The organism is Acidiplasma aeolicum (assembly GCF_001402945.1).
Classification (GTDB): Archaea; Thermoplasmatota; Thermoplasmata; order Thermoplasmatales; family Thermoplasmataceae; genus Acidiplasma; species Acidiplasma aeolicum.
Genome location: NZ_LKBG01000250.1, coordinates 1 through 10,803 on the forward strand (window position 1 = coordinate 1; position 10,803 = coordinate 10,803).

Here is a 10,803-nt window from a genome sequence, read left to right on the forward strand (position 1 = left end):
TTTATAAATGGAAGTAACAGTTTTTAGAAGGAAGCAAAAAGGGACTGGAAGGAAAGGATCCTGATAGGCCCTTAATTAAGGAAGTAGAGAATCTAAAGTCAATAATAGGTGAAATGACCATAGCAAATGAGATTTTAAAAAAAAATTATATGAGAAGGAAAAGGTGAGTTCAGTGTATGAAATGTATAATAATGGGATTGAAGTAAAAAATGCATGCTATTATTCAGGAATTAACAGAATAACATACTATTATAGGAGGAGGCATGAAAACATTGAAGATAGAAGATCTTCAACAAGGATTGACAGCAGCATAGTGAATGAAATAATGGAACCATGCAAAGAAAGAATAACATATGGTTATAATAGAATCTGGGCATTATTGAGGAATTCAGGCATAAATATAGCAAGGAAAACAGTGTATAAAATAATGAAGAACAATAATCTAACTTTACCATTGCATAACCATAAGAATAGAAGGGAATTAAAATTATTAATAGCAGATAAGCCAGAGATGTTAATAGAAACAGATATTACTTATATACCTACAAATAATGGAATTACCTATTTAATGTGCATTAAGGATGCATTCTCCAAGGAATGGTATGGCTATAATTATAATGCATCATGCACGGCCAGGGATGCAATAAATGCCATAGATGATGCTATTATAAGGAAGTTCAATGGCATAGTACCTGAGAATATTACTCTAAGGACAGACAATGGTCCCCAATATATTTCTAAAGAATTCAATAATTATTTGAAAACAATGAATATAAAGCATGAATACATAGAAAGGGAAACACCTGAGGAGAATGAAGATATTGAATCATTCCATAATTCAATTAAAACTGATTATATATGGATCAATGAAATAAATAATTTCAATGATGGTAAAATAATAATAGAGAATGCATTCTATGATTACAATAATATAAGGCCACATTCTACCCTTGATTACTATTCACCTTTGCAGTTTTTAGGTAAATGGAATAATGATAGTAGTTTCAGGGAATATTACAGAGGATTTTTAAAGAATCTTAAGGATGGCTACAGAAGAAGAAATAGTAATTATTATAAGAGGTCTATGATAAATGTCTCATGAAATGGAAAGATTTTTGTTTAACAATCACTATCCAACATCATACAGACCTATTATTATCTATTATAGCACTGTGGAATTTATTATCTCTATTCCTTGGCACTGATAAATCCTTGATCTCACCATACCTTGTTTTTAGGTTCCTCTTATAATAACCATTCTTTATTCCAGGATTCTCCTCTAAATATTGATCTTGTTCTATTTTCATAAGGGTTTCTATTTTTTCCTTTATTGTCTGTTCTATTAATTTCTCTATATCCGATATATTTTATATTGTCATATCCCTACTTTATACCTCCTTGGTTCAGAAGAGGTATTTCTCCCTGTTATTTAATGATCATTTCATTATTAACAGGGAGATTTATATTTACACAAATATGGTACACAACCAAAAGATTAGCTGATTACAGAACAATAATACATAAAAACATCTATAAGGACCTAGATTATTCAATATCGCAATATAAAAAGGTATATAATACAGATAAATCCGATAAATATGATTTATATGAATTTACATGGGAATGCCCAGGAAAATTAAAAATAAAGAATTATCCAAAGAATGCCTTCTTTTCAATGTATAGACTGTATGTTATGATGAAAGGAAAACGTGATTGAAATGCATATAAGGAAGAATACTACAATATAGAAAGATTTATAGGAATGAAAATAAATGTTTATTATTCTGTGGGGAGATCCGATTTTCTTCAGCGAGGAAACATTAGAAGAACAGGACACCGACGGCATGCTTCTCAAATCAGGGAATAAACTCGTATATATTCCATGGGCATCTGTTGTTTGCTTTGAAAGCGAGCAATGATCTTTTAGATAATAAATTGGATATAATAAACTATAATATTTATTTTAGTAGCCTTTATCTTTTGCCATATGTTCTGCCATAGAATTCATCATGATTTCCAATGTTTATAAATATAACAATGCAATATTTTTCCCCTATTTTATAGAGTATTACGATTTTTTGCCTATTAACTTTTACCGCCCTGTAATTTGCGATTAGCCCTGTTTTAGTTGCACCAATATATGGATTTTTCTTTACTGCACATATTTTGTTTTTAATCTGATCCTTGATATTTTTATCCCTAACCTTTTTTATGTAATCTTCTATCGCAGATACATCAATAGAATAATTATCGCATATTTAAATCATGAAAATAGAGAATCAATATCGGAATCGTCTTTTATTATATGTTTTCCATATATGCCTTTTTTTATATTCTCTTTATCTATCTTTTCGGCATTTTTCCAGAAAACACCGGAATTAACTTCACTGTAAAACCATGCATAGCTATCAAGGTCTATAGGGTTGTTAAAATCTTCTGCATAGATATAAGGCTCTGTCTTATCTGCCAGTTTTTCCAGTTCACTTCCATTTTTATCTATATATGGTTTTATGAGGTCATGTATCATATTTGCAATTTTATTATCTATTTTAAAATCTTCATTTACAAGCTCTGATTCTTTTGCAGGATTGTTATTAATCTGTTCTTTTATAACAATGTCTTCTTCTAAGTCTTCAATATTTTTTATATCCTCGGAATAAGGCCCAAAATAATAACGCTTAAATGTTAGATCAGATAATCTTCTTCCATATTTTTTAATGTATTCATATTCAGCAAAATAAGAAAGCTTTTGTAATTTTTTTGTGGGAGAGGACCATATTTAATTAACAGATATTTAACAAGATCTACACCATTTATTTTTACTTTCTCCATATATGGCAATTATAATAACTATATATACACTTTTCTATAAAGCCCTATTAAATATTTATATGTGATTATAATATAATCATTAAATTATATAATGTTATTTTTATATTATAAAATAAGCATCATGAGTATATAAATAAAGATATGAAAACACTAACTATGTATGTCATTGCATTGAACTTTTATAATCATGCAAGGGACGGGATTTGAACCCGCGAACCCCTTCGGGACAGGATCTTAAGTCCTGCACCTTTGGCCAAGCTTAGTTACCCTTGCACCACTTAATTATTTTTACCTTAATAAGTTTTATCAGGTAATGCCATGTATTTTATATTAATTTTGATTTCCATATATATGGTGGATGATAGAGAGGTTATAGGATTTACACTGGATGAGGAGCCAAAATGGGTTAAGGTTACTCTGGAGGACGGAACAGTTATGCAGATAAAAATGGAGATAATGGCAATAGAAAGAAACGGAAATGACCCAAATACAGGCATCCCTGTATACATAATTCAGGCAACAAATATAATGAGAATGCTTAAGGTTCCAAAGGAGCTTATTAAGACAACCAATGATAGGCATAACAGTTCTGGATTATACAGTTAAGTTTTTTATTCGTTTACATATATTTAAATTAAACCAAACAATAATGGTTTATGGATGAAAAAGATTATGAAATTTTAAAGTTATTAAGGGAAAATTCTAGAATGAGCAATATGGAAATTGCAAGGGAGTTAAAGGTTTCTGAAGGTACAATACGGAAGCGTATAGCAAATCTTTATAAATCAGGAATTATAAAAAAATTTACAATAGAAACCCCATCGTCGGTTGAGGCCATGATTCTTGTGAGGGTTGACCCAAAAAAGGCACCATATGTATTAGAAAAGTTGAAAAATATTTACCATGAAATATATGAGCTTTCAGGAAGCATTGACGTGTCAATAAAATTATCCAAAAATACCCTTGATGAGATAAATTCAGAGGTGGATAACATAAGATCAATTGACGGTGTTATAAGCACAGATACCATGATCCGGCTAAAATAGAAATCAGCGATATTATTAAATAGCGTTAATAAATAAGGGATAAAGGGGATTTTACATGGCAGAAGAAAATACAATCTTTGTGGGAAAAAAGCCAACAATGAACTATGTCCTTGCTATAGTGACACAATTTAACAACAATGATGTAAAACGCATTGTTATTAAGGCAAGGGGAAAATCAATCAGCAAGGCAGTCGATATAGCAGAGATAACAAGGCATAAATTTGTACAGGACATAAAATACGAAAGGATAACATTAGATACCGAGACACTTGAGGGTGAGAGGGGCCCATCAAACGTTTCATCAATTGAAATTGTTTTATCCAGATAAATTAATTATTTTTATAAATCACAAAAACTTAAATTGTTATTTTTAATACATTTGTAAAATTGCGGTGTTTAAATGAAAACTTTTTATGAATGGCAGTCTGGTTTGTCCAAAAAAATTAATGAGATAAATAACAGGTTATTGAAAACCATAGAAACAGATCAGGATTATCTGTACACAATGGCAAAATATACCATTGACGCCGGTGGAAAACGATTCAGGCCACTTTTAACTATTCTGTCCTATGAAATTTCAACAGATAAACCGTATGAAAATATACTTGACCTTGCAGCAGGATATGAATTAATCCATACTGCCAGTTTAATACACGATGACATTATAGATAATTCCCCATACAGAAGGGGTAGAAAAACATTGAGCTATAAGGAAGGCATAAATAATGCCATTGTTGTTGGCGATTATCTATTTGCAAAGGCATATGAACTCGGATCAAGATATGGAAAGGACGTATCAAAAATAATGGCCGATGCATCATCAAGGCTTGCCGAGGGTCAGATCCTGGAGGCCATGAATATTGGAAACCTAAACATGGATATAAATACATATGAATTAATAATAAAAAATAAAACTGCAGATTTTTTTGCAGCCTGTGCTGAAGGTGCCACACTGGCTGCCGGTGCGGATAAAAATATATCAGAAAATTTAAAGGAATTTTCATTTAATATGGGCATGGCATTCCAGATTACAGATGATATACTGGACATAGTGGGAAACGAAAAGGATATGGGAAAACCCACAATGGTTGATTTAAACCATGATGTTATCACCCTTCCGATAATTCACGCATTAAGAAATGCCAGTCAGGAAAAGAGAAAAATAATAAAGGATATACTTACAGGAGAATACCGTGATAAGGACTTTAAAAATGTATTTAAAAACATTTTATATGAATTGGGGTCCCTTGAATATTCTTTTAATATTGCCAAGGATTATATAACAAAATCCGTTAGCAATTTAAATAAAATAAAGAGGTCAGGAGATGTTGATCTTCTTATGGACCTTGCATTGATAGTAATAGATAGAATAAATGAATCAGGTGTTGTATAATGTCTAGAGTTTTATTATATACAGGAAAGGGTGGAGTTGGTAAGACAAGTGTGGCAGCGTCAACTGGATTAATGCTTTCGAAAAAGTATAAAACTGTGGTAATGTCAACAGATCCTGCCCACAGCCTTAGCGATTCTCTTGAGGCAAAAATAGGATCAGAGGCAACAAAAATTTATGATAATTTCTATGCACAGGAGATAAATATTAACGATGCAATAAAAAGTCACTGGAACGATCTACGTGAATATCTAACAGCATTATTCCAGTACCAGGGTCTTGATCCAATTTCTGCCGAGGAAATAGCAATACTTCCTGGATTTGAGGAGGCAGCATACCTGCTTTACATTAACGATTATATAAACAATAATGACTTTGATGTAATTGTTGTCGATAGCGCACCGACAGGTGAGGCATTAAGGCTTTTATCATTCCCGGAGGTTATGAGATGGTACATGGAAAAGGTATTTCCAATAAGCAGAACCGCCGCAAAGATTGCAAGGCCGTTCATGAAACCATTCTCAAATCTTCCAATGCCAAACGACAAGGTCTTTGAAAGCGCAGAGGCACTTTATGATCAGCTTGGCCATATTCATGATATATTGCAGAATCCTGAAATAACATCCATAAGGCTTGTTACAAATGCCGATCAAATGTCATATAATGAAACAAAAAGGGCATTTACATATCTTTTGCTTTATGGATATCCAGTTGATGCCGTTATTGCAAACAAAATATATACTGATGATACAGGCGATTTTTTCAGGGAATGGAGGGAATCGCAGCATAAAATTGTTGATGAGCTCCCGGATGCCTTCCCTGATGTTAAGATATTAAAGGGATACCTTCAAAACGATGAACCACTTGGCAGGGATAAATTAATAAAATTTGGTGAGACCATATACGGTGAAAATGACCCTTATGATATTTTTTATAAAGGAAAACCAATAGAATTTACAAAGCATGGAAATGATGTTATAGTTAAAATTAAACTGCCATATGCAACAAAGGAAAATCTTGATTTATTTAACAAAGGTGGCGAGCTTGTTGTTGAGGTGGGCAACTGGAAGAGGATAATGTATCTCCCACAGACAATGGCAAACATGGAACCTGCAGCCGCTGAACTGAAAAATGGTTATCTATATATAACACTAAAGTAATTACTATTTATGGATAAAAAAACAGTAATACAGATAAATATTGAGGTGCCCAAAATAGTTGGGGATGTAATATCTGAGGCTGAAAAATATACAAGAGGCGTGTTTGAACTTATAAGATTCGGCCAGAGAATTATATTTAAAAATCAATCCACAGCAAATGAGCCTAAAAAGGAGCTCAAAAAAATATCAATAAAATAAAATTATTTCATATGTTTCTTTAATTCTGCCTCAAAGTCAATTTTGGCCTTTGATGGGTCCTTTGCTATCATGGCAACCCTGCTTTCGTATCTATCTGCATATGGTGTGTAACCCAGCCTTCTGGCAAGTTCATTTGAGAATTCAAGCACCATTTCATGGCTTGGCATGTTTTCATATGCCAGTCTGTCCATGGACTGGCCAACATGTACATAACCCTTTGATTCTATGAAATCTGGTGAGGCTATTCTATCCAGTTTTTCATACTCATCATAGTACGGCATATTTACATCCTTAACGAGTGTATGCCTTATTACCTTCCTTGTATCCAGTGATGGCAGGATCTCCAGTGTTCTGTTAAAGTTTTCCCACGCGTTTCCTATTGCTGGATGAAGAACATCATTAAATATCTTTTTTGTGGGACCTGCAACCGTTACATATAGTTGAGTTGGTAACGGGTCAAGTTTTTCGAGTACCATTGGCAGGGTTCCATTTGTTACCAGAAATGTTGATATACCACGTTTTGTTGCGGCCTCTATTAATTCTCCAAGCCTTGTGTAAAGTGTGGGTTCTCCAGTGAGGGAGATTGCCATATGTTTCGGATGCTGTGCCTCCTCAAAAAGCTCTTTCTTTACCTTGGGATTCCCCTTAAATCCCGATATTAATTTCAAATGTGCCTTTATGCTTTCCTCAAGAATAAATTCTGGATCATCCTCCTGAGAAATATGCATGCTGTCAAATCCCTGAAATCTCCAGCAGAAATCACAGTTCTCTGAGCATGCATTTAATGCGGGTGTCATCTGTATACACTGATGTGAATTAATTCCATAAAATGTATTTTTATAACATGCAGCATGGCCTGTTAACTGGCTCTTGGTCCAGTGACATACCTTTACGGCTGAATGATTTCCGACAAGGCCATAATGCTGTTTTTTATATATTGGTTTATATGTATTTATCATTAAGATATAAATTTAAAAACTATATATAAACCCTTTTAAAATGTTATTCAGCCGATATTAATGATGTTACATATTAAATTCATAATTTTTAGAATTCACAAAGTTTTTTTTAATTCCCAGCAATTGATTATTTATAAAAACCAATCAAAAAGCATTTAAATTGTGTATGAAGTTAAAATATTTATAAAAAAAATAATTCATATATTTTAGTATTCTCCACCTGGCATTCCGCCGCCCATGCCACCCTGTGGTCCACCTGGTGATGGGTTGTTCTTTGAGGATTTGGTGGCTATAACATCATCTATTCTAAGTATCATTACTGCAGCCTCCGTAGCAGCTGCAACTGCCTGTTTGCCAACCCTTATGGGCTCTATTACACCAAGTTTTTCCATGTCTTCAACTGTTCCCTTGAAGACATTTAATCCATAGGTTTTCTTTCCATTGGCATGTGCACTTCTTATCTGTATTAGTATGTCTATTGGGTCCAATCCTGCATTTTCTGCCAGTGCCCGGGGTATGTCCTCAAGTGCATCAGCGAATTTTTCTATTGCCAGTTGCTGCCTGCCACCAACCTTGGATGCATATGATCTAAGATTGAATGCCATTTCCTCTGCTGCTGATCCGCCTCCGGTGACATATGCACCATCCTCAACGGCTGCGGCGACCACGTGCAGTGAGTCTGTAAGTGATCTCTCTATCTCATCTGCAACATGCTCTGTTCCGGCCCTTATTAATAGGCTTATGGCCTTTGGGTTCTTGCAGCCTGTCACAAATGTCATGTAGTCATCGCCGACCTTTCTTTCCTCCACACTGTCTGCATGTCCCAGATCATTTTCTGTTATTTCTTCAAGTGATGATATTATTGTTGCACCTGTTGCCTTGGCAAGCTTATCAACATCACTCTTCTTAACCCTTCTCACTGCATATATGCCGTCCTTTGCAAGGTAGTGCTGTGCCATGTCATCTATTCCCTTCTGGGTTATTACAACATTGGCACCTGTTGCCTTTATTTTTTCTACCATATCCTTGAGAAGGTCCTCCTCCTGTGAAAGGAATTTCTGGATCATTCTTGGATCACTTATCTGAAGGTTTGTATCAAACTCTGGCTTTTTAATTTCTAATGCCACATCAAGGAGGGCAATCTTTGCATCCTTAACGAGTTTTGGCATATTCGGATGGACCTTCTCCTTATCAAGAATTATACCATCTATTAACTGTGTTTCCTGTATTTCCCCACCCTGCTTTTTAACTATCTGGAGGTTATCAAAGTCAACATAATACTTGCCATCTCTCTCCTCAGCTATGCTTTTAATTGCATCATAGGATATGCCGCCAAGGAGATCCTCCTCAACTGATGCGCTCTTGCTGTTAAGTGATGTTTTTGCCATCTGAACCAGCAGATCCCTGTCAGATATTTTTACAGGTTTTGAAATCTGATCTAAAATTTTAGAAGCCTGCTCTGCAGCCATTTTGAATCCGTTTGTAATAACTGTTGGATGGACATTCTGGTTAATCAGCGACTGTGCCTGATCAAGAAGGGCACCGGCCAGTACAACAGCAGTTGTTGTCCCATCGCCAACATAGCTGTCCTGTGTTTTTGAAACCTCAACCATCATCTTGGCTGCAGGATGTTCAACATCCATTTCCTTTAATATTGTTACACCATCATTGGTTATTACTATATCACCAAGGGAATCCACAAGCATTTTATCCATACCCCTTGGGCCCAATGTTGATCTTATTGATGTTGCTATAGCCTTTGCAGCATCTATATTTTCCTGCATGGCATCCTTGCCACTCTCTCTTTTTGTACCTTCTCTTAATACAAATATTGGCTGACCACCGATCATAATTATCAAATAAGTAAAAATAAACTTCTATATAACCATTTCTATATAGTAAATTAATCCCACATCTTATATTTATATAATAAACATTAAAATAAAAAGATGAAAAAGTTTTATTTATTTTTTATCAATACTGAACAGGTGCATAGATTTTTTAATAATAAAAATACCCCTATAATTGTATATCTAATATTATTAATGTCGCTAACATTTTCAGTGCGCGCAAGCAATAATTTGATACTTACAACAATACCATTAATATCAAAATATTATCTTAATTTTAATAGCGTTTTAATCGGCATCCTTTCCGCTTCAGCCATGGGGAGCACAGGCATAATGAGTGCATTAATAAATTCAAGGCTGGATTCCAAGAAGAGAAGGAAATTATTTATTTCCTCAGTTTTTATCTATTCAGTTTTTGAGCCGTTATTCTATTTCTCCAACCCTTATAATATCTGGCTACTCGTTATATTTTCAGGCTTCTTTTTTGGCTCCATCATGCCCAATATAATAAGCTCCGCGGGTACAATAAAAGATAAAAAAACAAGGGAAAGGGCATTAACATTATATACATTATCACTTAGTGCAAGCCTGGTTATAGGGCCAATAATTGAATCATATATATTATTATACTTTAACCTGTATCAGCTATTCTTATTTTTTATACCTTTTGATATAATTGCAGTAATCCTATCATTTAAAATAAGATTTCCAGATGAAAATAACAGAAAAACAAAAAGGACACTAAATATTTTTAAGAATAATGGTTTTAAATTATCTGTTTTTAATAATATTTCTTATGATACGCCATTTGCGTTAATTTTAACATTTGGCGGCATCTTTGCCAGAACAGAGTTTAATGCACCATATTCATTTGTTGAGATATTATTGGCCGGATTTTTTGGCCTATCATTCTTATCAAGGTTTTATCTATCATACAGGCCAGTAAGAAGGCTGTATATAACCACAACATTCTCAATACTGTTGACAATTACAGGATTAATAATGGTGTACCTCTCCAGAAATTTAATCACCTATTTTATAATTATTTGCATGCTTGGAATACCGCATGGTTTAACATTTCCAACATCATTAACCGCATTATCAAGGTCATTTAATGAGAATGAAATTTCTGTTGCAAATACATATTTTTATGCCATAATGATGTTTCTTGCAGTAGCAGTGCCCTCCATATCTGGTTTAATGGTATATTCAATTGGGTTGAGATATACATTTCTTTTATTTTCTGTACCAGTCATTATACTCTTTATTTTAATATTATATGAGTATAGAAAAGTACCGGGAATAAAAGAATAATATTTCAGCAATGTATTTTGATATAATATAAAATATTGCAAATTTTTTTAATTT

General features: G+C 33.7%; 14 protein-coding genes, 1 tRNA gene and 1 pseudogene. 9 read left to right on the top strand and 7 right to left on the bottom strand.

Annotated elements, in window-relative coordinates; translation table 11 throughout:
• The first annotated feature begins 163 nt into the window (after positions 1–163).
• Complete coding sequence (locus AOG54_RS07095; protein ID WP_269082562.1) at positions 164–1,102, top strand: IS3 family transposase; 939 nt, start codon at positions 164–166, stop codon at positions 1,100–1,102.
• A 40-nt stretch (positions 1,103–1,142) separates the two neighbouring features.
• Here the strand turns inward: AOG54_RS07095 and AOG54_RS09750 are convergent.
• Positions 1,143–1,364: pseudogene (locus AOG54_RS09750) on the bottom strand (transposase); the annotation flags it as partial.
• A 68-nt stretch (positions 1,365–1,432) separates the two neighbouring features.
• On the opposite strand from AOG54_RS09750, the gene AOG54_RS07100 reads away from it, so the two are divergent.
• Complete coding sequence (locus AOG54_RS07100) at positions 1,433–1,717, top strand: hypothetical protein (protein ID WP_048100836.1); 285 nt, start codon at positions 1,433–1,435, stop codon at positions 1,715–1,717.
• 256 nt (positions 1,718–1,973) lie between these two features.
• Here the strand turns inward: AOG54_RS07100 and AOG54_RS10265 are convergent, their stop codons facing one another.
• The 4 genes from AOG54_RS10265 to AOG54_RS07110 all read right to left on the bottom strand — a co-directional run bounded on the left by AOG54_RS10265 (position 1,974) and on the right by AOG54_RS07110 (position 3,105).
• Complete coding sequence (locus AOG54_RS10265; protein ID WP_082180434.1) at positions 1,974–2,258, bottom strand: type II toxin-antitoxin system RelE family toxin; 285 nt, start codon at positions 2,256–2,258, stop codon at positions 1,974–1,976.
• A gap of 5 nt (positions 2,259–2,263) precedes the next feature.
• On the bottom strand, positions 2,264–2,719 hold the full coding sequence (locus AOG54_RS09570) for a hypothetical protein (RefSeq protein WP_231563408.1): 456 nt from the start codon (positions 2,717–2,719) through the stop codon (positions 2,264–2,266).
• Positions 2,686–2,832: a hypothetical protein gene (locus AOG54_RS10135; protein ID WP_236688999.1), complete on the bottom strand. Its 147-nt coding sequence runs from the start codon at positions 2,830–2,832 to the stop codon at positions 2,686–2,688. Before AOG54_RS10135 ends, AOG54_RS09570 begins: the two co-directional genes overlap by 34 nt.
• A 188-nt stretch (positions 2,833–3,020) precedes the next feature.
• Positions 3,021–3,105: transfer RNA gene (locus tag AOG54_RS07110), tRNA-Leu, on the bottom strand.
• A 78-nt stretch (positions 3,106–3,183) separates the two neighbouring features.
• Between AOG54_RS07110 and AOG54_RS07115 the strand changes: the two genes are divergently transcribed.
• From AOG54_RS07115 to AOG54_RS07140, 6 genes are all read left to right on the top strand, one after another.
• Positions 3,184–3,438 (top strand): hypothetical protein, encoded by a 255-nt coding sequence (locus AOG54_RS07115; RefSeq protein ID WP_048100838.1) that lies wholly within the window; start codon positions 3,184–3,186, stop codon positions 3,436–3,438.
• A gap of 50 nt (positions 3,439–3,488) precedes the next feature.
• Positions 3,489–3,878, top strand: a complete 390-nt coding sequence (locus AOG54_RS07120) for an Lrp/AsnC family transcriptional regulator (RefSeq protein ID WP_048100839.1) — start codon at positions 3,489–3,491, stop codon at positions 3,876–3,878.
• Positions 3,879–3,933: 55 nt separating this feature from the next.
• Positions 3,934–4,206 (top strand): DNA-binding protein Alba, encoded by a 273-nt coding sequence (gene albA, locus AOG54_RS07125; protein ID WP_048100840.1) that lies wholly within the window; start codon positions 3,934–3,936, stop codon positions 4,204–4,206.
• Positions 4,207–4,278: 72 nt separating this feature from the next.
• Positions 4,279–5,271 carry a polyprenyl synthetase family protein gene (locus tag AOG54_RS07130; protein ID WP_048100841.1) on the top strand — a complete coding sequence of 331 codons (993 nt, stop codon included), beginning with the start codon at positions 4,279–4,281 and terminating at the stop codon, positions 5,269–5,271.
• Positions 5,271–6,428, top strand: a complete 1,158-nt coding sequence (locus AOG54_RS07135; RefSeq protein WP_048100842.1) for an ArsA family ATPase — start codon at positions 5,271–5,273, stop codon at positions 6,426–6,428. The genes AOG54_RS07130 and AOG54_RS07135 overlap by 1 nt, the downstream gene beginning before the upstream one ends.
• A gap of 9 nt (positions 6,429–6,437) precedes the next feature.
• Complete coding sequence (locus AOG54_RS07140; protein WP_048100843.1) at positions 6,438–6,626, top strand: hypothetical protein; 189 nt, start codon at positions 6,438–6,440, stop codon at positions 6,624–6,626.
• Positions 6,627–6,628: 2 nt separating this feature from the next.
• Here AOG54_RS07140 and twy1 read toward each other — a convergent pair whose 3' ends face one another.
• Both twy1 and thsB read right to left on the bottom strand, forming a co-directional pair.
• A complete protein-coding gene (gene twy1, locus AOG54_RS07145) occupies positions 6,629–7,585 on the bottom strand; it encodes a 4-demethylwyosine synthase TYW1 (protein WP_048100844.1) in 957 nt (318 codons plus the stop codon).
• Between the two features lie 206 nt (positions 7,586–7,791).
• Positions 7,792–9,435, bottom strand: a complete 1,644-nt coding sequence (gene thsB, locus AOG54_RS07150; RefSeq protein WP_048100845.1) for a thermosome subunit beta — start codon at positions 9,433–9,435, stop codon at positions 7,792–7,794.
• Between the two features lie 99 nt (positions 9,436–9,534).
• On the opposite strand from thsB, the gene AOG54_RS07155 reads away from it, so the two are divergent.
• Positions 9,535–10,749, top strand: coding sequence for an MFS transporter (locus tag AOG54_RS07155; RefSeq protein ID WP_084795525.1), 1,215 nt, complete (start codon positions 9,535–9,537; stop codon positions 10,747–10,749).
• Positions 10,750–10,803 lie beyond the last annotated feature (54 nt).

Excerpts from the sequence above, each read along its gene's own strand:
- AOG54_RS07100 (WP_048100836.1), top strand. The coding sequence starts at position 1,433 with ATGATCATTTCATTATTAACAGGGAGATTTATATTTACACAAATATGG.
- AOG54_RS10135 (WP_236688999.1), bottom strand. The coding sequence starts at position 2,832 with ATGGAGAAAGTAAAAATAAATGGTGTAGATCTTGTTAAATATCTGTTA.
- AOG54_RS07115 (WP_048100838.1), top strand. The coding sequence starts at position 3,184 with ATGGTGGATGATAGAGAGGTTATAGGATTTACACTGGATGAGGAGCCA.
- AOG54_RS07120 (WP_048100839.1), top strand. The coding sequence starts at position 3,489 with ATGGATGAAAAAGATTATGAAATTTTAAAGTTATTAAGGGAAAATTCT.
- albA (WP_048100840.1), top strand. The coding sequence starts at position 3,934 with ATGGCAGAAGAAAATACAATCTTTGTGGGAAAAAAGCCAACAATGAAC.
- AOG54_RS07130 (WP_048100841.1), top strand. The coding sequence starts at position 4,279 with ATGAAAACTTTTTATGAATGGCAGTCTGGTTTGTCCAAAAAAATTAAT.
- AOG54_RS07135 (WP_048100842.1), top strand. The coding sequence starts at position 5,271 with ATGTCTAGAGTTTTATTATATACAGGAAAGGGTGGAGTTGGTAAGACA.
- AOG54_RS07140 (WP_048100843.1), top strand. The coding sequence starts at position 6,438 with ATGGATAAAAAAACAGTAATACAGATAAATATTGAGGTGCCCAAAATA.
- twy1 (WP_048100844.1), bottom strand. The coding sequence starts at position 7,585 with ATGATAAATACATATAAACCAATATATAAAAAACAGCATTATGGCCTT.
- thsB (WP_048100845.1), bottom strand. The coding sequence starts at position 9,435 with ATGATCGGTGGTCAGCCAATATTTGTATTAAGAGAAGGTACAAAAAGA.
- AOG54_RS07155 (WP_084795525.1), top strand. The coding sequence starts at position 9,535 with ATGAAAAAGTTTTATTTATTTTTTATCAATACTGAACAGGTGCATAGA.